This window comes from Pseudomonas syringae group sp. J254-4, assembly GCF_032586855.1.
GTDB classification, from domain to species: domain Bacteria; phylum Pseudomonadota; class Gammaproteobacteria; order Pseudomonadales; family Pseudomonadaceae; genus Aquipseudomonas; species Aquipseudomonas amygdali.
The window spans coordinates 165,650-186,161 of the sequence record NZ_JAWHOO010000010.1 but is presented as its reverse complement, the minus strand read 5'-3'; the positions used below and the strand labels follow the sequence as shown (position 1 = coordinate 186,161).

Annotated in this window: 19 protein-coding genes and 1 pseudogene; 8 read left to right on the top strand and 12 right to left on the bottom strand. The window is 58.4% G+C overall.

Features of this window, described 5'->3' with window-relative positions:
• Window positions 1-158: 158 nt before the first annotated feature.
• Window positions 159-515, bottom strand: coding sequence for a 6-carboxytetrahydropterin synthase QueD (gene queD / locus RYB09_RS14565; protein WP_003317991.1), 357 nt, complete (start codon window positions 513-515; stop codon window positions 159-161).
• A 214-nt stretch (window positions 516-729) separates the two neighbouring features.
• On the opposite strand from queD, the gene RYB09_RS14560 reads away from it, so the two are divergent.
• The 7 genes and pseudogenes from RYB09_RS14560 to RYB09_RS14535 all read left to right on the top strand — a co-directional run bounded on the left by RYB09_RS14560 (window position 730) and on the right by RYB09_RS14535 (window position 6,349).
• A complete protein-coding gene (locus tag RYB09_RS14560) occupies window positions 730-1,038 on the top strand; it encodes a PepSY domain-containing protein (RefSeq protein WP_058400387.1) in 309 nt (102 codons plus the stop codon).
• Window positions 1,038-1,346, top strand: coding sequence for a PepSY domain-containing protein (locus RYB09_RS14555; RefSeq protein WP_002554027.1), 309 nt, complete (start codon window positions 1,038-1,040; stop codon window positions 1,344-1,346). The genes RYB09_RS14560 and RYB09_RS14555 overlap by 1 nt, the downstream gene beginning before the upstream one ends.
• Window positions 1,346-2,014: a response regulator transcription factor gene (locus RYB09_RS14550; RefSeq protein WP_004659446.1), complete on the top strand. Its 669-nt coding sequence runs from the start codon at window positions 1,346-1,348 to the stop codon at window positions 2,012-2,014. The genes RYB09_RS14555 and RYB09_RS14550 overlap by 1 nt, the downstream gene beginning before the upstream one ends.
• The gene (locus RYB09_RS14545; RefSeq protein ID WP_058400388.1) at window positions 2,011-3,330 is read left to right on the top strand and encodes a sensor histidine kinase; all 1,320 of its coding nucleotides are present in this window, start codon (window positions 2,011-2,013) and stop codon (window positions 3,328-3,330) included. The genes RYB09_RS14550 and RYB09_RS14545 overlap by 4 nt, the downstream gene beginning before the upstream one ends.
• A gap of 125 nt (window positions 3,331-3,455) precedes the next feature.
• Window positions 3,456-4,277 (top strand): annotated as a pseudogene (locus tag RYB09_RS27250) (cache domain-containing protein); the annotation flags it as partial.
• Between the two features lie 15 nt (window positions 4,278-4,292).
• The gene (locus tag RYB09_RS27245; RefSeq protein ID WP_371217824.1) at window positions 4,293-5,135 is read left to right on the top strand and encodes a methyl-accepting chemotaxis protein; all 843 of its coding nucleotides are present in this window, start codon (window positions 4,293-4,295) and stop codon (window positions 5,133-5,135) included.
• Window positions 5,136-5,284: 149 nt separating this feature from the next.
• A complete protein-coding gene (locus RYB09_RS14535; RefSeq protein WP_004659453.1) occupies window positions 5,285-6,349 on the top strand; it encodes an AI-2E family transporter in 1,065 nt (354 codons plus the stop codon).
• A gap of 103 nt (window positions 6,350-6,452) precedes the next feature.
• On the opposite strand, the gene RYB09_RS14530 is transcribed toward RYB09_RS14535, so the two are convergent.
• Window positions 6,453-7,376: an alpha/beta fold hydrolase gene (locus RYB09_RS14530; RefSeq protein WP_057401720.1), complete on the bottom strand. Its 924-nt coding sequence runs from the start codon at window positions 7,374-7,376 to the stop codon at window positions 6,453-6,455.
• A 116-nt stretch (window positions 7,377-7,492) separates the two neighbouring features.
• Between RYB09_RS14530 and RYB09_RS14525 the strand changes: the two genes are divergently transcribed.
• Window positions 7,493-8,449 carry an AraC family transcriptional regulator gene (locus RYB09_RS14525; protein WP_058407812.1) on the top strand — a complete coding sequence of 319 codons (957 nt, stop codon included), beginning with the start codon at window positions 7,493-7,495 and terminating at the stop codon, window positions 8,447-8,449.
• Between the two features lie 67 nt (window positions 8,450-8,516).
• Here the strand turns inward: RYB09_RS14525 and nuoN are convergent, their stop codons facing one another.
• From nuoN to nuoE, 10 genes are all read right to left on the bottom strand, one after another.
• On the bottom strand, window positions 8,517-9,986 hold the full coding sequence (nuoN, locus tag RYB09_RS14520) for an NADH-quinone oxidoreductase subunit NuoN (protein ID WP_002554023.1): 1,470 nt from the start codon (window positions 9,984-9,986) through the stop codon (window positions 8,517-8,519).
• Between the two features lie 7 nt (window positions 9,987-9,993).
• Window positions 9,994-11,526 (bottom strand): NADH-quinone oxidoreductase subunit M, encoded by a 1,533-nt coding sequence (gene nuoM, locus RYB09_RS14515; protein WP_002554022.1) that lies wholly within the window; start codon window positions 11,524-11,526, stop codon window positions 9,994-9,996.
• Between the two features lie 39 nt (window positions 11,527-11,565).
• Complete coding sequence (gene nuoL, locus RYB09_RS14510; protein ID WP_122258943.1) at window positions 11,566-13,419, bottom strand: NADH-quinone oxidoreductase subunit L; 1,854 nt, start codon at window positions 13,417-13,419, stop codon at window positions 11,566-11,568.
• Entirely contained in the window at window positions 13,416-13,724 is a 309-nt protein-coding gene (gene nuoK / locus RYB09_RS14505) for an NADH-quinone oxidoreductase subunit NuoK (protein ID WP_002554020.1), read from the bottom strand. The genes nuoL and nuoK overlap by 4 nt, the downstream gene beginning before the upstream one ends.
• Window positions 13,721-14,230, bottom strand: coding sequence for an NADH-quinone oxidoreductase subunit J (nuoJ, locus tag RYB09_RS14500; protein WP_122258944.1), 510 nt, complete (start codon window positions 14,228-14,230; stop codon window positions 13,721-13,723). Before nuoJ ends, nuoK begins: the two co-directional genes overlap by 4 nt.
• 10 nt (window positions 14,231-14,240) lie before the next feature.
• Window positions 14,241-14,789, bottom strand: coding sequence for an NADH-quinone oxidoreductase subunit NuoI (nuoI, locus tag RYB09_RS14495; protein WP_002554018.1), 549 nt, complete (start codon window positions 14,787-14,789; stop codon window positions 14,241-14,243).
• Between the two features lie 11 nt (window positions 14,790-14,800).
• Window positions 14,801-15,808, bottom strand: a complete 1,008-nt coding sequence (gene nuoH, locus RYB09_RS14490) for an NADH-quinone oxidoreductase subunit NuoH (RefSeq protein WP_003371726.1) — start codon at window positions 15,806-15,808, stop codon at window positions 14,801-14,803.
• Window positions 15,805-18,522 (bottom strand): NADH-quinone oxidoreductase subunit NuoG, encoded by a 2,718-nt coding sequence (gene nuoG, locus RYB09_RS14485; protein ID WP_122258945.1) that lies wholly within the window; start codon window positions 18,520-18,522, stop codon window positions 15,805-15,807. The genes nuoH and nuoG overlap by 4 nt, the downstream gene beginning before the upstream one ends.
• Before the next feature lie 136 nt (window positions 18,523-18,658).
• On the bottom strand, window positions 18,659-20,017 hold the full coding sequence (gene nuoF / locus RYB09_RS14480) for an NADH-quinone oxidoreductase subunit NuoF (protein ID WP_002554015.1): 1,359 nt from the start codon (window positions 20,015-20,017) through the stop codon (window positions 18,659-18,661).
• Complete coding sequence (gene nuoE, locus RYB09_RS14475) at window positions 20,014-20,511, bottom strand: NADH-quinone oxidoreductase subunit NuoE (protein WP_002554014.1); 498 nt, start codon at window positions 20,509-20,511, stop codon at window positions 20,014-20,016. The genes nuoF and nuoE overlap by 4 nt, the downstream gene beginning before the upstream one ends.
• Between the last annotated feature and the right edge of the window lies 1 nt (window position 20,512).

Genomic DNA, 20,512 nt, shown 5'->3' with positions numbered 1-20,512 from the left:
CCCATGTGAGAGTAGGTCATCGTCAAGATTAAATTCCAGAAACCCTCATCGCTTACGCGTTGAGGGTTTTTGTTTTTGGGGCACGTTAAAGTCTTTTTCGTACCGTGCAGATACAAAAAAACCACCTGGTCGAGGTGGTTTTTTATTTTCCGGGAGAATCAATCCCCGCGGTATTCGCACCCGCTGGTGCAGGTCTCGTGAATACGAACGGCGGACAGCTCCGGCAGAAGGGGCTTCAGCTCATTCCAAATCCATTTCGCCAGGTTTTCGCTGGTTGGATTCTCAAGGCCGGGGATGTCATTCAGGTAATTATGATCAAGGCGTTCGTACAGCGGTTTGAAAATAGCCTTGATTTCCGAAAAGTCGCGGATCCAGCCTGTGTGAGGATCAACCTTGCCAGCCAGATGAATGCCGACACGAAACGAATGGCCGTGCAGACGTCCACACTTGTGACCCTCTGGTACGTGAGGGAGGCGGTGTGCTGACTCGAAGGTAAACTCTTTGAAGATTTCCACTGTGTATTGGCCCCGGAAAAATGGCGATCGCAGACGCGATAAATGCAATCGACGAGTTTAACAGCAATGGCCTGAAACTCCATGCAGGGCTTGTGTGTGACGATTCTTTCAGGTGCGATTGATGGCACTCGGCCAGATATATTCAGTTTGAGTTAAGTTGTACGGGGTAAGGTAAACGCCATAGAAGCATCGACCGCTATGGACACCTCCAACAATGAAAACGCTGACAACCCTGCTGGCGGCCCTGACATGTGTTCTGACTTCATGTGTCATCCAGGCGCGTGGTGTCGACCCGCAGGAGGTATTGCGCCTCAGTAACGCGGGCACTCTCCAGTCGGCTGAAAAACTCGATGCAAACGCCCTCAGCAAGCACCCTGGTGCCAGTATTCTTGATACACAGTTCAAGAATATATACGGCAGGTACGTTTACAATGTCGAGCTGCGTGACAAGCACGATGTTGAGTGGGTTCTCGAAATAGACGCCGCTACGGGCCAGGTCTACAGGAATCATCAGGATAACTAATGAATGTCGACAAGCGTCTCTGTGTCATCCTTGGTTTGAGTCTGACCTGCTCTTTTGTCTATGCCAGGGATCTGAATCAGGATGAAGCGCTCAGTCTGCGGCAGCGTGGGGTGATACTGCCTCTCGAACAGTTTATCGAGCGCGCGCTGGGTCTTCATCCCGGCGCTCGCTTGCTGGAGGCTGAGCTTGAGGAAAAAAATAACATGTACGTGTATGAATTCGAGTTGCTGACCCCACAGGGTGTTGTCCGTGAGCTCAAGTTCGATGCGCGCGATAGCCGATTGCTGAAAGACGAGGATGATGACTGATGCGCCTGCTCCTGGTTGAAGACCATGTTCCCCTCGCAGATGAGTTACTCGCTGCGCTGGGGCGGCAAGGTTATGCGGTCGACTGGCTGGCTGACGGTCGTGACGCAGTTTATCAAGGCGCAACCGAGCCCTACGACCTCATTGTTCTGGATCTGGGGTTGCCCGGCATGCCCGGGCTTGAGGTTCTCCAGCAATGGCGTGGCAAGGGCCTGGCTACCCCGGTACTGATTCTGACGGCACGAGGTTCGTGGTCAGAGCGTATAGAAGGCTTGAAGGCGGGGGCCGATGATTACCTGACCAAACCTTTTCATCCTGAAGAACTGCAGTTGCGTATTCAGGCCCTGTTGAGGCGTTCTCACGGGCTTGCCAACCAGCCAACCCTGGAGTCTGCCGGCCTTAATCTGGATGAAGGTCGCCAGAGTGTCAGCCGGGATGGCGTTGATATCCAGCTCACGTCTGCAGAGTTTCGTCTGCTGCGCTATTTCATGCTCCACCCTGGACAGATTCTCTCCAAAAGCCATCTCTCTGAGCACTTGTACGATGGCGAAAACGAGCGTGACTCCAATGTCATCGAGGTCCATGTCAATCACCTGAGGCGCAAACTGGGCCGCGCAGTGGTCGAGACCCGCCGTGGCCAAGGCTACCTATACGGCGGAGCCGGAGGTTGAAATCCATACAACGGCGTCTGAGCCTGGGTCTTATCGCCGTCATGGTCGTTGTCGGCCTGGTGATGGCGCAGACCAGTCTCTGGTTGTTTGAAGTGGGCCTGCAGCGCTATCTGGAGTCGGGCTTACGCAACGAGAGCGAGAACCTGCTGGTGGCGCTGGTCCGAGGTCCTGCCGGGCTGCAACTGGATGACCATCGCTTGTCGGGTGCTTATCAGCGCCCGCTGTCCGGCCACTATTTCCGCATGGACTTGCCGCAGGGCCACTGGCGTTCCCGTTCTTTGTGGGATTTTGAGCTGCCGCAGCCTGGGGTGGGGTTGCACGCTAACCTTGAACTTGGCAAGACCGGGCAGTCGCTGTTGATGCTGACCAGCGAATACCGAAAGTTCGGCAAGCAGATTTCAATTACCGTCGCCCAGGATTACACGCCGGTCAGGGCGAGCTTTCGTCTCATGCAGCAGATCGGGCTCGGGCTCGGGCTCGCAGCGCTGATCCTGGTGCTGGTTTTGCAGCGCATCACAGTGCGCAGGGCGCTTCGGCCTCTGGAAACCGTTCGCGAGCAGATCTTCCAGCTTCAACAGGGTCAGCGTTCGCAACTGGACAATCAGGTGCCCCTCGAGCTTGAGCCCCTTGTGGCTCAGATCAACCATCTGCTTGCACATACTGAAGACAGCCTGAAACGCTCACGCAATGCATTGGGCAATCTGGGGCATGCCTTGAAGACACCGCTTGCGGTATTGCTCAGCCTGGCCCTCAGTGGACAGCTGGACGGCAACCCGGCACTGCGCAAGACGTTGCAGGAGCAATTGGAAAATATCCGTCTGCGTCTGGAGCGTGAACTCAATCGGGCCCGTCTTTCCGGGGACGCGCTGCCGGGAGCCCGTTTCGACTGTGATGCCGAACTGCCCGGGCTGTTTTCCACGTTGGGCATGATTCATGGTGCCCACCTTCATTTGGTCAACGATGTTGAAGCAGGCATGCATCTGCCGTGGGACCGGGAGGATATCCTCGAACTGCTGGGCAACCTTCTGGACAACGCCTGCAAGTGGGCCGACAGCGAAGTGCGTCTGAGCATTCTCAGTCAGGCTCAGGGCTTCAGCCTGCTGGTGGACGATGACGGGCCCGGTATTCCGGAGTCGCAGCGCGCAGAGGTGTTCAGCCGTGGCGCTCGCCTTGACGAGCAGATTACCGGTCATGGCCTTGGCCTGGGGATTGTGCGCGATATCGTCGAGGCCTGGGGCGGCCAACTGCAATTGCAGGAGAGCCCCGCTGGGGGCCTTCGCGTACGCATTGATCTTCCCGAGCGCACCGCTCCATAAGTTGTCAGCCTGTAACTTTCAGAGTCTTCATACAAAAAAATACGCTGGGTCTTAATGTCCGTCGGATACCGCCGATAACCTGATAGGTATCTCTGACTCATAAAAATAACCATAAGGCCCTTCCTATGCGTCTCAGTCTGAAAGCCAAGGTTCTGTCGCTGGCAGTCCTGCCGGTTCTGATATTTGCGCTGGTGATCAGTGCCACCACGGTGTTCATGCTGCACCGGCAGGCAGAGCGCGAGGTCAGTGATACGCGAGAGCGTCTGCTCTCTGAAGCCAAGGCAACGTTGCAGAACTACGTTGCGATCGCCATGACGGCCATCAAGCCGCTTTACGAGGCTGCAGCGCCGGGTGATGAAACTGCGCGCGCTAATGCGATCAAGCTGCTTTCCTCCATCAGTTATGGCAAGGATGGTTATATCTTTGGCTATGACTCTCAGGTAATCCGTATATTCCGTAGCAACAGTCCTGATGGCGTCGGCAAGAGTTTCAATGACGCCCGCGATGCTAACGGGGTCTACATCAACCGCGAACTGGTGGCGGTCGGCAAGGCGGGCACTCACTATGTGATGTACTCCTCGGCCCTGCCTGGCAAGACTGAACCTGTGCCCAAGATCGGCTACACGGATTATCTGCCGAAGTGGGATCTGATCATCGGTTCTGCCGTCAATATCGACGGCATTGACGCTAAAGTTGCTGAAGTCAGGCAGAACGTCGAAGCACGTCTGAAGGAAATGCTGTACAGCATTTTGGGTATCACCGTCCTGGTGCTGGTCATCATTGGCGTCATCGGGATATTGATGGCCGGCACTCTGCTACGTCCGCTCGGTTTGATGAAAAACAACCTGGATGACATCGCCGCGGGTGAAGGCGATCTGACTCGGCGTCTGGCCATTACCAGTAATGACGAGCTTGGTGATCTGGCTGGTTCGTTCAACCGGTTTGTCGACAAGATCCACGGTATGGTTCGTCAGGTCAGCGAAATGACCGGGCAACTCAATGGCCTGGTCGGAGAAGTGTCATCCCAGGCACAGCGCTCGGAAACCGCCATGGACCGTCAGCGCCACGAAACAGATCAAGTGGCGACCGCAATCAATCAGATGTCGGCTGCGGCTCAAGAGGTTGCCAAGAGCGCGCAGGGTGCTTCCGTGGCTGCTCAGCAGACCGACGAACAAGGGCGCGCCGCCAAGCGCGTTGTGGATGGCAGTATCAGACAGATTCATGCATTGGTAGACGACATCCGCAAAAGTGGCTCGTCACTGGATGTTCTGCAAAAGGACGTTTCTTCGATCGTCAGCGTACTGGGTGTTATTCGCTCTATCGCCGAACAAACCAACCTGCTCGCACTCAATGCCGCCATCGAGGCCGCGAGGGCAGGGGAAGCAGGGCGCGGTTTTGCCGTGGTTGCCGACGAGGTCCGGGCGTTGGCCAGCCGGACCCAGCAAAGCACGCAGGAAATTCAAGGGATGATCGACCGTCTGCAGCAGGGCACTCAGGAGGCCGTCACGGCAATGCGCCGTTCCAGCGAAGCTGGCGACGGGACCTCTGCGCAAGCCAACGAAGCAGGCACATCGCTGGTGACCATCGGTGAGTTGATTGCGACGATCAACTCGATGAACGCGCAAATCGCCAGCGCAGCGGAAGAGCAGACGGCGGTTGCCGAAGAAATCAATCGCAGCGTTCACCAGATTGCAGGTGCAGTTGAAAGCGTCGCCGATGAAACCCGGCAAAGCGCACAGACCTCACGCAGCCTTGCCGAACTGGGCTCGCGCCTTGACAGTCTGGTCGGTCAGTTCCGTGTCTGATGCCTGCGTGGCAGGGGCGCTGACGTCCGCAACAGCCTGCGCCTGCCACCGCGGTCATATTGCCTTCGTAGAAGATGGCACTCGTACGTTCAAGTGCTGACTAAGCTCTAGACCGGGCGCGAGGCGCGGTCTACTGACATGGACAGGACATGAACGAAACCACGTTGCAATACAAAACCCTCATTATGCTATTGGTGCTGGTCACCATTGCCTTCATATGGATTTTGCTACCGTTTTACGGCGCAGTATTCTGGGCGGTCATTCTCGGAATCATCTTTGCGCCTGTGCAGCGCAGGTTGCAGATCAAGTTCAACTGGTCACGCAATCTTACCTCCCTGTGCACCCTGACAATCTGTCTGGTGATTGCGATTCTGCCAGTGATCGTCATCAGCGCCTTGCTGGTTCAGGAGGGCACCACGCTGTACAAGAATGTCGAGACCGGGCAGCTGGATATTGCCGGTTATCTCGCCGAGTTCAAGGATCTGCTGCCGCACTCGATTCAGGCACTGCTCGACCGTCTGGGCATGGGCGACCTTGAAGGATTACGCGACAAGATCACCAAAGGGGCAATGCAGGGCAGTCAGTATCTGGCGACTCAAGCGTTCAGTTTTGGCCAAGGCACCTTCGATTTCGTGGTGAGTGTGTTCATCATGCTGTACCTGCTGTACTTCTTCCTGCGAGATGGGCAGGAGCTGGTACGCAAGATACGTACGGCCTTTCCATTGGGCGAACAGCAGAAGCGTCGTCTGCAACTCAAGTTCACTCGAGTGGTACGTGCCACGGTCAAGGGCAACGTGGTGGTCGCGGTAACGCAAGGTGCGCTGGGCGGTTTTATCTTCTGGGCGCTGGACATCCCGAGTGCGTTGCTGTGGGCAGTGATCATGGCCTTCCTGTCGCTGTTGCCCGCTGTGGGGGCGGGGATTGTCTGGGCTCCGGTGGCTGTCTACTTCCTGCTCAGCGGCATGATCTGGCAAGGTGTGGTGCTGGGGTTGTTCGGTGTTTTCGTGATCGGTCTGGTGGATAACGTGCTGCGTCCGATCCTGGTGGGCAAGGACACGAAAATGCCGGACTACCTGATCCTGATTTCAACGCTGGGCGGTATGTCGGTCTTTGGTCTGAACGGCTTTGTCATAGGACCTCTGGTGGCCGCACTGTTCATCTCCAGCTGGGGTTTGTTCAGCGGTGCCAAGAAGCCCGTCAGGCTGCCAGGCTGACATACCGTTACGCGTGGCCGATACAGACCCGCGAATGCCCCTGTCGTTATCAGGCAGGGGGATGCGCGGGTTATTCATTTATGTAACAGGCCTGGAACAGACTTCATTCAGAGCCCCTTGCGGCAATGACAGCCGACTCCATGAAGGCTGCCAGATCGGTATTGAAGCGCAATGCTTCTTCCAGAAATGGCGCGTGACCTGAGTTTTCGTACACCTTCGATAGAATCCGCGCATTGAGTTGCCGGGCGCGTGCGATGCTGGGCTGAACGTTGACCAGCTCATCCTTGGCACCATACAGCATCAATACCGGCACCTTTGCTTTGGGCAAGCCTTTGGCCACATCGACAGTCATTGCAGGCGTGGCACGGGTCATCGTCCACGATGCCATCGCAGCATTCGACAAAAGCCGTTCGAAAGTCGGTGCATCTGGCTGTGTGTGGAAGCACAGTCCGAGAAAAGTGCGTACTGCATCAAGGTGTGTCTTCAGGTCCTCTGAACTCAGGCCGGCATATACATGAGGATGGGCTGTAATCAGAGCAGCATTAAGCTCAATGACACCATCAACATACACAACGCCGCCGATCTTCGCGTCACCATAGGCGGCGAGGTAGTTAGACATGACCACGCCCCCCAATGACCAGCCGACCAATACTGGACGCTTGCTGTTCGTGGCTTCAAGTACCGCTGCCAGATCGTCCGCGTAACGGCGCCCGTTACGGTACGCCTCGGTATTAGCGGGCTTGTCGGAAAGCCCGTGACCGCGCAGGTCATAGGTAATCATTCGATAACGCTGCAGCTGCGGACTAACGATCTGCTTTTCCCAATTGAGGCGGCTGCCCAGCAAACCGTGAATGAAAATCAGGGCTTGCCCGTTCGGATCGCCTGATTCCTGCACAGCGAGTTCGACGCCGTCAGGGGCTGTGACGGTGTAGTGTTTGTCTACTGCCAGGGCCAGTGACGATAGTCCGGCCAGCAGCGCAGCAAGCAAGGTATTGCGCAGCAGGTGAACGAAGCGAATGTGATTCATGAGGCTATTTCCACGCGGCAGAAGTGATGGGCGCACTGTAGGTCGATGACGTAGGACGGTCTATGACGTAAGATCCTGATGAATTGATTGATCGTCCTGAACTCGAAGTGGCCTCCATGCAAGCCCCGTCAAATGACCCCATCAGCGAGCTACTGCTCGGTATGCGTCTTTTCGGCGTTCAATTCCGCAGGCTGGAAGTTGTGCCGCCTCTGGGTGTTGGCTTCACTAACGCAATCGGACGAGCACAGTTTCATTTCGTCGGACGTGGGCCTGTCTGGCTACGCAGCGCTGAGAACGTTCTATACAAACTCGATACCGGAGACGCGGTTCTTATTCCGCGCGGTGGGCACCACGCTATGTTGACGATCGAAAGCACGTCTGCAAGCGATGTACAGCGGTTTGATCCGTCTACCGGCATCAGCGATGGCGTTCAAGATCGGGCAGATGCCGGGGAGGGCGCAGCTGTTGATCAGGCGATTATCTTTAGCTGTTGCATGGAGTTGGAGCTGGGCGGCATGCAGCCGCTTGTTGCCGCCATGCCGGATGTTATGCAGGTCAGCACTCTGCTGGAGACGTGTCCCGAGCTGCGGCCCATGCTCGAGGCAATGGAGCGTGAAGCCTTGATGCTACAGGCTGGGCACGCAGGCATTCTGGCACGTCTTGCTGAAGTCGTGGCTGCGCTGCTGGTGCGTGGCTGGGTTGCAGGCGGCTGTGGGAATGCCACGGGCTGGCTCGGTGCTTTGCAAGACCCTCGGCTGAGTCGAGCCATCGTTATGATGCACCAGCATCCAGGCAGACGCTGGACGGTAGCTACGCTTGCCCATGAGGCCCGGCATTCTCGATCAGTGTTCGCACAGCGCTTTCTCGAAGCAACGGGTAAGCCGCCATTGCAGTACCTGACGGAGCTGAGAATGCGCCTGGCATTGCACAGCCTGAGCCGCGAGCAGCATTCGGTGGAGGCCGTTGCCAATCAGCTGGGGTACGGTTCATTGGCGGCCTTCAGTCGCGCATTCAAAAGAACGGTGGGCATATCGCCAGGCGCTGTGCGGGCCGCGAAAAGCGTCGACGGGTAACCATTTCAGCCGTTTCCGAAGGCAAAAAAAACCCTGCTCGATAGCAGGGTTTTTTGTTTGCAGATGATCAGCCTGCTACGTGCAGACCGGCATTGACCACCAGATCGAGCAGCGGTTGCGGGTACACGCCCAGCACGAAGGTCAGGATCGCGACGGCCAGCAACATTACGCCGCCAGTGCGCTGCGCCCAGTTGATCGCTGCGTCGTGGCGTGGAAGCTTGTTGTCGACCAGATACATGGTGACCATCACTCTCAGGTAATAGAACACGCCAATGGCGCTACCGATCACCAGTGCTCCGATAAGCCACCACAGTTGCGACTCGACACCGGTGGCAATGATGTAGAACTTGCCGATGAAGCCTGCGGTAAGCGGGATACCTGCCAGCGAGAGCATCATCAGGGTCATGACTGCCGTCAGGTACGGACGACGCCAGAACAGCCCGCGGTATTCGAACATCGCATCGGCATCACGTCCGCTGTAAGGCGAAGACATCATGGTGATCACGCCGAAGCTGCCCAGCGAGGTCAGCACGTAAGTTGCCAGATAGACACCAATCGCCTCGACCGCCATGCCTTTGCTGGCCACCAGCGCAATCATCAGGTAACCGAAGTGCGCAATGGACGAGTAACCCAGCAGACGCTTGAGGTTGGTCTGAGTCAGCGCCAGCAGGTTGCCGACCAGAATCGACGCTACGGCAATGACTGCCAGTACGTCGTGCAGGACGCCACTGCTGGCTGCCGGTGAAATCTGGAACAGACGCACCAGCACGGCAAACACTGCCACCTTGCTGGCCGTAGCCAGGAAGGCCGCTACCGGCGCAGGAGCGCCTTCGTAAACGTCCGGGGTCCACAGGTGGAAAGGTACCAGCGACAGTTTGAATGCAAGCCCTACAACCATCATACCCAGACCCAGGCTGGCAATCGGGCTTGGCATCCCTGTCGCGGCAATGGCTTTGCCAATACCTTCGAAGCTCAGCGAGCCAGCTTCTGCGTACAGCAGCGCCATGCCGAAGAGCAGGAACGCTGAACCTGCAGCCGATAGCACCATGTACTTGATGCCGCCTTCCAGCGAACGTTTGTTGAAGAAGGCATACGCCACCAGACCGTAGACCGGCACCGACAGCAGTTCCAGGCCGATGAACAGGCCCGCCAGATGCTGAGCACTGACCAGCACCAGCCCACCGGCAGCTGCCAGCAGGATCAGCAGGTAAAGCTCTTCACGATTGCCTGGATAACCTGCCTTGCCGTCACCCAGATAGGCGTGTGCCATGGTCACACAGGCCAGGGTAGAGGCAAGGATGATTGCCATGTACAGGCAGGCAAAGTTATCGATGTGCAGCAGTGGTGTCACGACCAGTGGGGCAACTTTCAGTGCCGGATAGATCGACAGCAGGGCCAGGTTGAGACCTGCTACTGAAAGCAGGAACGTTTGCGAGTGATTGCGGCGCCATGCGATCGCCAGCATCACCACTACAACGGTGAGGCTGGTGATCAGCAGTGGCGCAAGCGCAATAAAGTGTTGAATCGTCAGGTCCATAGCGCTCTTACCGGGCCGAAGCGAGTTGAGTGAAGGCAGTGCCTAGCCATTGCTGCACGCCGTGCATGGTCGCTGCCGATGTGTCGAGGAAAGGCTGCGGGAAAACCCCGAGCACGACCAGCAACACCGCAAGGCCCAGCACCATGATCATTTCACGTCCGTCCATGCCCTTCAGAACCTCGTCGGACTTCGACGGGCCGAAGTAGGCGCGGTGGATCATGATCAGCGAGTAGACAGAACCAAATACAAGACCGGAGGTGGCGATCGCCGTGATCCATGGTGAGCTGGCGAAGCTGCCCAGCAGAATCAGGAACTCGCCGACGAAGTTGCCGGTGCCCGGCAGACCCAGAGAGGCGGCGGCAAAGAACAGGCTGATGGCCGGGATGTAGGCGATACGCGACCACAGGCCGCCCATCTCGCGCATGTCACGAGTATGCAGGCGCTCGTACAGCTGACCACTGAGAATGAACAGTGCCGCAGCCGACAGGCCGTGGGCAATCATCTGGATCAGTACGCCTTGCAGCGCTTGCTGGCTGCCGGAGTAGATACCGATCAGTACAAAGCCCATGTGCGAAACGCTGGAGAACGCAATCAGGCGCTTGATATCGGTCTGGGCAAACGCGAGGAATGCACCGTAGAAAATACCGACCAGCCCCAGCGTCATTGCAATGGGTGCGAACTCGGCCGATGCGTTGGGGAACAGTGGCAGGGCAAAGCGCAACAGGCCGTAGGCAGCGGTCTTCAGCAGGATACCTGCCAGGTCGACCGAACCGGCAGTCGGTGCCTGGGCATGCGCATCCGGCAGCCAGGAGTGCAACGGCACCACCGGCAGCTTCACGGCAAAGGCAATGAAGAAGCCCAGCATCAGGATGTATTCGGTACCCGGTGCCAGTTTGGTCTTCAGCAGGTCAGCGTAGGCAAAGGTGATCACGCCTGTCTGATTGAAGTGCACCAGCACCAGCCCCAGGATCGCCACCAGCATGATCAGGCCGCTGGCCTGAGTGAAGATGAAGAACTTGGTTGCGGCGTAGATACGAGTCTTCTTGCCGTCCGAAGAGCTGTGACCCCAGAGCGCGATGAGGAAATACATCGGCACCAGCATCATTTCCCAGAAGAAGAAGAACATGAACAGGTCGATGGCCAGGAACACGCCAACGACACCGCCCAGGATCCACATCAGGTTAAGGTGGAAGAAACCGACCTTGCGCTGGATTTCCTTCCACGAGCACAGCACCGACAGCACACCCAGAAGGCCGGTCAGCAGGATCATCAGCAGCGACAGACCATCGAGTGCCAGATGCACGTCGATGCCGAAGCGGGTGATCCACGGGTGGTGGAATTCCAGGGTCCAGGTCGGGTCGGCGCCAGGCACCGGCGCGTAGCCGAAATTGCCGGTAGCCCACAGCCAGAGGCCGAGAACCAGTTCGAGGGTCATTGTCAGCAGCGCGATCCAGCGCGGCAGGGTAGAGCCGAAGCGCTCACCCAGCCAGCACAGCAGGCCGCCGATAAAGGGGATCAGGATTAGCCAAGGCAGAATCATGACGGGCTCAATTCCTTTCGCAAATTCGCAAGGTTCATGTCAGACCGCAACCAGAACGACGGCACCAAGTACCAGAACGGCACCCACGGCGATCGAGGCAGCATACCAACGCAGCTGGCCGGTCTCGGTACGGCTCATAGTGTTATGACCGCCTTTGACCAGACGTGGGATCAAGCCGATGGTGCGGTCGAACGGATCGCTACGCAGCACATGACTGATCGCCAGATAAGGTTTGACGAACAGCTTGTCGTAGATCCAGTCGAAGCCCCAGGCAGCGAACCACCAGGCCGACAGGAAGCGGCCCGGACCACTGTTGGCGATTGCCGTTGCCAGGCGGCGCTTGCCGAGAAACAGCAGCGCTGCCAGCAGGATACCGGCCAGGGCGATGGCGCCAGAGGCGATTTCCAGGCTGTGTTTGGCTTCGCCACCGGCGTGGCCAACGCTCTGCGGTAGAACACCTGCCAGTGGCGGGGTGATCAGCGCGCCAATGAACGTCGACAGCACGATCAGTACCGACAGCGGCAACCAGTGAGCAATACCGTGACCTGCGTGTGCTTCGGTCTTGGCTTCACCGTGGAACGCGATGAAGATCAGACGGAAGGTGTACAGCGACGTCATGAACGCGCCAACCAGACCGGCATACAACAGGCCATTGTTACCGCTGGCGAATGCTTCCCAGAGAATTTCGTCCTTGGAGTAGAAGCCTGCCGTCAACAGCGGCAGGGCAGCCAGTGCTGCACCGCCGACGATGAAGCTGGCGTAGGCCAATGGCAGTTTCTTCCACAGGCCGCCCATCTTGAAGATGTTCTGCTCGTGGTGGCAGGCAACGATCACCGCGCCGGAAGCAAGGAACAGCAGCGCTTTGAAGAAGGCGTGGGTCATCAGGTGGAAGATCGCGCCTTCCCAGGCACCAACACCCAGTGCCAGGAACATGTAACCGATCTGGCTCATGGTCGAGTAGGCGAGGATACGCTTGATGTCGGTCTGCACCAGTGCGGCGAAACCCGCCAGAACCAGCGTGACGCCGCCTACAATGCCGACCAGATGCAGTATGTCCGGTGCCAGTGCGAACAGGCCATGAGTACGCGCGATCAGGTAGACGCCCGCGGTAACCATGGTCGCTGCGTGGATCAGCGCCGAAACCGGAGTAGGACCGGCCATCGCGTCAGCCAACCAAGTCTGCAGTGGCAGTTGGGCAGATTTACCGACCGCACCACCCAGCAGCATCAAGGTTGCCAGAACGATCCAGAAATCGCCGACCTTGAAGTGTTCCGGCGCCCGGACCAGCAGTTCCTGCACATTGAGCGTGCCCAATTGCTGGAACAGGATGAACAGGCCGATGGCCATGAATACGTCACCGATACGGGTGACGATGAACGCTTTGAGCGCTGCATTTCCGTTATTGCGGTTGCTGTAATAGAAACCGATCAACAGGTAGCTGCACAGGCCCACGCCTTCCCAACCGAAGTAGATGAACAGCAGGTTGTCGCCCAGGATCAGGAACAGCATGCTGGCAATGAACAGATTGGTGTAGGAGAAGAAGCGCGAGTAGCCCGCTTCACCGCGCATGTACCAGGACGCAAACAGGTGGATCAGGAAGCCGACGCCAACCACGACGCCCAGCATCGTGACGGACAGACCGTCCAGATACAGCGCGAAGTTGGGCTGGAAGCCATCAACGTCCATCCAGCGCCACAGCACCTGGGTGTAGTGACCACCTTCCGGCGGTGCGACATTGAATTGCCAGATGACCCAGGCCGTGACGATGGCTGAAAGGCCGATAGAGCCGACGCCAATGAGCGCCGCAAGGTTTTCCGATATGCGCCCACGAGAGAACGACAGCAGCAGAAAACCGATGAGGGGAAATACGAAAGTCAGAAAGAGAAGATTCATCCGCGCATCTCGCTGGCAGCATCGATATCGAGAGTGTGGAAGCGGCGATACAGTTGCATCAGTATCGCCAGGCCGATACTGGCCTCGGCTGCCGCAAGGCTGATCACCAGGATGAACATGACCTGCCCATCCGGTTGCGCCCAACGACTGCCGGCCACTACGAACGCCAGTGCAGAGGCGTTCATCATTATTTCCAGGCTCATCAACACGAAGAGAATGTTACGGCGCACCATCAGGCCGACCAGACCCAGGCAGAACAGGACCCCGGCGACCGCCAGACCGTGCTCAAGAGGGATAGCATTCATTGGCTTGGCTCCTTGGCCTCGTTGCGGCCCAGATGGAATGCCGTGACGGCTGCAGCAAGCAGCAGCATCGAGGCAAGTTCCACCACCAGCAGATAAGGCCCGAACAGGCTGATGCCGACCGCCTTGGCGTCGACTGTGGTGTGACCGATTGCAGCGCCAGTCTGATTGGCGAACAGTACGTACAGCAACTCGGCCAGCAACAGCGTGCCGAGAATAACCGGACCAATCCAGATGCCGGGTTTGAACCATGCACGTTCCTGCTGAACCGAGGCTGGGCCGAGGTTCAGCATCATCACCACAAACACGAACAGGACCATGATCGCGCCCGCATAGGCAATGACTTCCAGCACACCGGCAAACGGCGCACCGAGGCTGAAAAAAGTCATGGCCACAGCGATCAGCGAGATGATCAGGTAGAGCAGGGCATGCACCGGATTCGTGTTGGTGATCACCCGCAGGGTGGACACAACAGCGATACCGGATGCGAAGTAGAAAGCGAATTCCATCTTTACTTCCTTAAGGCAGCAAGCTCTTGACGTTGATCGGCTCGGCTTCATTCTGTGCGGAGCCCTTGGGCTTGCCGCCGATGGCCATACCGGCAACGCGATAGAAGTTGTAGTCAGGGTTCTTGCCGGGACCGGAGATCAGCAGATCTTCCTTCTCGTACACCAGATCCTGACGCTTGAAGTCGGCCATCTCGAAGTCCGGCGTAAGCTGGATTGCGGTAGTCGGACACGCTTCTTCACACAGGCCGCAGAAAATGCAGCGCGAGAAGTTGATGCGGAAAAAGTCCGGGTACCAGCGTCCGTCTTCTGTCTCGGCCTTCTGCAGCGAAATACAGCCGACCGGGCATGCCACTGCACACAGGTTGCAGGCTACGCAGCGCTCTTCGCCGTCAGGGTCGCGGGTCAGAACGATACGGCCACGGTAGCGGGGCGGCAGATATACCTGCTCTTCGGGGTATTGCAGGGTGTCGCGTTTGCGGAAGCCGTGGCCGAAGACCATGACCAGGCTGCGCAACTGGGTACCTGTACCCTTAACGATGTCACCAATATATTTGAACATGGGTCAAATCCTCACTGAACCGAGCCTGCCGGTGTGTTCAACAACACAATCGCAGCAGTCACCAGCAAATTGATCAGGGTCAGCGGCAGACAGAACTTCCAGCTGAAATCCATGACCTGGTCATAACGCGGGCGCGGGATGGAGGCGCGCAGCAGGATGAACAGCATGATGAAAAACGCGGTTTTCAAGGCGAACCAGAAGAATGCCAGCGATGGCAGAATGTCGAACGGGCCGTGCCAGCCACCGAAGAACAGCGTCACCAGCAGCGCCGAGATCAAGATGATCCCGATGTATTCGCCCACGAAGAACATGCCCCATTTCATGCCGGCATATTCAATGTGGTAGCCGTCAGCCAGTTCCTGCTCGGCTTCCGGTTGGTCGAACGGGTGGCGGTGAGTGACCGCGACGCCAGCGATGAAGAACGTACAGAAGCCGAAGAACTGCGGAATGATGAACCACAGGTTCTGCGCCTGATATTCAACAATGTCGCGCATATTGAACGAGCCGACCTGAACCACGATGCCCATCAGCGCAAGGCCCATGAACACTTCGTAGGACACGGTTTGTGCCGAAGCACGCAGGCTGCCCAGCAGGGCGAACTTGTTGTTGCTCGACCAGCCGGCGAACAGCACCGCATACACGGACAGACCGGCCATGGCGAAGAAGAACAACAGACCGATGTTCAGATCCGCGACGCCCCAGGTCGGGGTGATCGGGATGACCGCAAAGGCGATCAGCAGGGCACTCATGGCAACCACCGGCGCCAGGGTGAAGATCACCTTGTCGGCGAACGGTGGGGTCCAGTCTTCCTTGAAGAACATCTTCAGCATGTCGGCTGCGATCTGGAACATGCCGAACGGACCCACACGGTTCGGACCATAACGGTCCTGCCACCAGCCCAGCAGACGACGTTCGATGAAGCTCAGCAGGGCACCACAAACCACGACCGCCAGCAACACCACGATGGCCTTGACCACTGCAATGATTGCGTCGATCACATCAGGGGTAAACCAGGTCATTGCGCTGCCTCCTGCAGACCGTCAACGGATTTGCCGAAGAGTGCTGGCGGAATGCCAGGCAGTCCTGCCGGCAATGCCACAAGGCCCGCGCCCAGTTCTTCGCTGATGCGCAACGGCAAGGTCAGCGTTTCACCGCCGATGCTCAAGGAGAGCAGGGCACCGTCGTTGACGCCGAGACGATCGGCTTCGGACTTGGCCACTGCGACATAGGCCTGCGGGATGCGTTCCTGAACCGGCGCGGCCAGAGACGAGGTTTCGTCGCTGCCAAACAGGTGGAAGAACGGCACGACCTGCCAGGTGCCGCGCTCTGGAGAGAACGCACGTGGCACGCTGGAGAACCACGACAGACCATCGCCCTGGCTTTCGATCAGGCGAGTGCCCGGGTCGCCGGCGCGCAAGTGACCGCCGACTTCGTCCTGGAATTTGTTCCAGGCCTGCGGCGAGTTCCAACCCGGAGACCAGGCGAACGGCACTTGCTGACGAGGTTCGGCGGAACCTGAATAACCTTCCATGGAGAAGGAGAACGCTGTATCGATGTCTTGCGAGGTGCGCGGCTCATGCACGCTGATGTTGGCGCGCATCGCCGTGCGACCACTGTAGCGCAGTGGTTCACGAGCCAGTTTAAGGCCCTTGATCCGGAACGAGGCAGACGGCGCAGCGTTGACGATACCCGCCAGTTGCGGGGTGCTGCTGGCGCAGGCTTCGGTGACGTGATCGAGTTGCGTCCAGTCGACCGGCTTGTTCAACAAGGTGGCGCGCAGGGCATGCAGCCAGCGCCAGCCTTCGTGAACCAGAATGCTGGCATCCAGGTAGGTCGGATCGAACACCTGGAAGAAGCGCTGGGCGCGGCCTTCCTGGCTGACCAGCGTGCCGTCGCCTTCCGCGAAGCTGGCAGCTGGCAGGACCAGATGCGCACGATCACTGGTCGGGGTTTTCTGGTGGTCGGCGACGATCACGACTTTGGCCGCGCTCAGCGCAGCGTCGACGATTTTGGCGTCTACACGGCGATACAGATCGTTTTCCAGTACCACGATGGCGTCGGCCTGACCGGAAATCACTGCTTGCAGGGCGGCATCGACAGAATCGCCACCAAACATCGCCAGACCCATGCTGTTGGCTTCCGGCACGATCAGGCTGATAGAGCCTTGCTTGTCACGCAGCTTCAAGGCCTTGGCAATGTTTGCCGCCGCCTCGATCAGCGCTGTCGAGCCCAGCGAGCTACCGGAAATGATCAGCGGACGTTTGGCCGCGAGCAGGGCATCGGCAATACGTTGCGCCAGTTCCAGCGCCTCGCTGTCCAGACCTTCTACGGCCGGGGCGCTGGCGTCCAGTGCATGGGCAACGGCGAAACCGATGCGAGCCAGGTCGTCAGGTGCAGCGTGCACGCATTCTTCTGCGACATCGTCGAGACGGGTCTCGGCGAGGCTGGCAATGAACAGCGGGTTAAGTTCGTGCTGGCCAATGTTCTTCACGGCAGCGTCGAGCCACGGCTGGACTTTCATCGCCGCAGCCATGTCTTCAGCCTTGCCCTTGACGGCCTGACGCAGGCCCAGAGCCATACGTGCAGCTGTCTGGGTCAGGTCTTCGCCGAGCACGAAAATGGCATCGTGATCTTCGATGTCACGCAGGGTCGGGATCGGCAGCGGACTGTCGTTCAGGACCTTGAGGATCAGCCTGATACGCTCCAGCTCACCGGCTTCGATACCGCTGTAGAAATGCTCGGCGCCCACCAGCTCACGCAGTGCGTAGTTGCTTTCAAGGCTGGCGCGAGGAGAGCCGATACCAACGATGTTACGGCCGCGCAGCAGATCCGCCGCCTTGTCCAGTGCTTGGTCAAGGCTCAGTTTGACCTGGCCTTCAGCGAGCAGCGGCTGACGTGGACGGTCTGTGCGGTTGACGTAGCCATAGCCGAAACGGCCGCGGTCGCAGAGAAAGTACTGGTTGACCGAACCGTTGTAGCGGTTTTCGATACGGCGCAATTCACCGTAACGCTCACCCGGGCTGATGTTGCAGCCGCTGGAGCAACCGTGGCAGATGCTTGGCGAGAACTGCATGTCCCACTTGCGGTTGTAGCGCTCGGAGTGGGTTTTGTCGGTGAACACACCGGTCGGACAGACCTCGGTGAGGTTGCCGGAGAACTCGCTTTCCAGCGTGCCGTCTTCAACGCGACCGAAGTAAACATTGTCGTGAGCGCCGTAAACGCCCAGGTCAGTGCCGCCTGCGTAGTCTTTATAGAAGCGTACGCACCGATAACAGGCGATGCAGCGGTTCATCTCATGCGCGATGAACGGCCCCAGCTCCTGATTCTGGTGGGTACGCTTGGTGAAGCGATAACGGCGCTCGTTGTGGCCGGTCATCACCGTCATGTCCTGCAGGTGGCAGTGACCACCTTCCTCGCAGACCGGGCAGTCATGCGGGTGGTTGGTCATCAGCCATTCGACGACACTGGCCCGGAAGGCCTTGGACTCATCGTCTTCGATGGAGATCCAGGTGTTGTCGGTGGCTGGCGTCATGCAGGACATGACGATACGACCGCGTGTGTCGTTCTCGTCCGTGTACTGCTTGACCGCGCACTGGCGACAGGCGCCAACGCTGCCAAGGGCAGGGTGCCAGCAGAAATAAGGGATATCGAGGCCCAGCGACAGACATGCCTGTAACAGGTTGTCTGCACCATCGACTTCGAGCGCTTTGCCGTCTACGTGAATAGTAGCCATGGTTCAAAGGTCTTCGTTGGCCCGTTGTCAGCGGGCGTGGCTAATGGAATCTCGGTAGTACCCGTATCGTTCAGCCCGGAGGGCGTCAGCAGGTACGAGGACGGCAGCCCGAACAGCCGCCGGCCGTTGTGTCTTGTTATGCGCCGACCACGGTCGGACTTTTGCCCGGAACGAGCGTGGTTGCGCTGGCTGGCGCAATACCGGCTTCGAACTCCGAACGGAAATACTTGATCGCACTGCCCAGCGGTTCAACAGCGCCCGGTGCATGGGCGCAGAAGGTCTTGCCTGGGCCGAGGAAATTGACCAGACCCAGCAGGGTTTCGATATCCCCCGGCTGCCCCTGACCCTTCTCGATGGCGCGAAGCATTTTTACGCTCCATGGCAAACCGTCGCGGCATGGGGTGCAGAAGCCGCAGGACTCCTGAGCGAAGAACTCTTCCATGTTGCGCAGCAGTGAAACCATGTTGACCGAATCGTCGACGGCCATCGCCAGACCGGTGCCCATCCGGGTACCGACCTTGGCAATACCGCCTGCGTACATCTGGGCGTCCAGATGCTCTGGCAGCAGGAAACCCGTACCGGCGCCGCCGGGTTGCCAGCACTTGAGCTTGAAGCCATCGCGCATGCCACCGGCGTAGTCTTCGAACAGTTCGCGAGCCTGTACGCCAAATGGCAGCTCCCACAAACCCGGGTTTTTAACCTTGCCGGAGAAGCCCATCAGCTTGGTGCCGTGGTCTTCACTGCCTTCGCGGGCCAGCGACTTGTACCAGTCGTTGCCGTTGTTGACGATGGCGGGGACGTTGCACAGGGTTTCGACGTTGTTTACACAGGTCGGCTTGCCCCAGACGCCTACGGCAGCAGGGAAGGGCGGCTTGGAGCGCGGGTTGGCGCGGCGGCCTTCCAGCGAGTTGATCAGCGCGGTTTCTTCACCGCAGATGTAACGACCGGCACCGGTGTGTACGAACAATTCGAAGTCGAAGCCGGTGCCGAGGATGTTCTTGCCCAGCAGGCCGGCAGCCTTCGCTTCGGCCACGGCGCGGTTCAAGTGCTTGGCGGCCGTTACGTATTCGCCACGCAGGAAGATATAGCCACGATAGGCTTTCAGCGCACGGGCACTGATCAGCATGCCCTCGACCAGCAGATGGGGCAGTTGCTCCATCAGCATGCGGTCTTTCCAGGTATTGGGTTCCATCTCATCCGCATTGCACAGCAAATAGCGGATGTTCATGGATTCGTCTTTGGGCATCAGGCCCCATTTGACGCCGGTAGGGAAGCCCGCACCGCCGCGGCCTTTGAGGCCCGAGTCCTTGACCGACTGGACGATATCGTCAGGCGACTGTTGTGTCAGCGCCTTGCGCGCTGCTGCATAACCGTCTTTGGCCTGATACTCGTCGAGCCAGACCGGCTCGCCGTCGTCACGCAGACGCCAGGTCAGCGGGTGGGTTTCTGCCGTGCGCGCAATGCGGTTGGCAGGGCCGAAGGAAGTGATGGTCATAGGTAACCCTCCAGCATCTTGGCAACGCCAGCAGGCTGTACATCGCCGAAAGTGTCGTCGTCGACCATCACGGCCGGTGCCTTGTCACAGTTGCCGAGGCAGCAGACCGGCAGCAAGGTGAAGCGACCGTCAGCGGTGGTCTGACCCAGGCCGATACCCAGTGAACTCTTGATCTCGTCTACCACGTTTTCATGGCCGCCGATGAAGCACACCATGCTGTTGCAGACACGAATGATGTGACGTCCGACCGGCTGGCGGAAGATCTGGCTGTAAAAGGTGGCAACACCTTCGACGTCGCTGGCGGGGATGCCGAGCAAATCGCCGATTGCGTAGATGGCACCATCGGGCACCCAGCCACGCTCTTTCTGAACGATCTTCAGGGCCTCGATGGACGCCGCACGCGGGTCTTCGTAGTGATGCATCTCGTGCTCGATGGCCGAGCGCTCGGTTTCGCTCAGGGCGAAACGGTCAGTCTGGATTAGCGGGCTATTCATG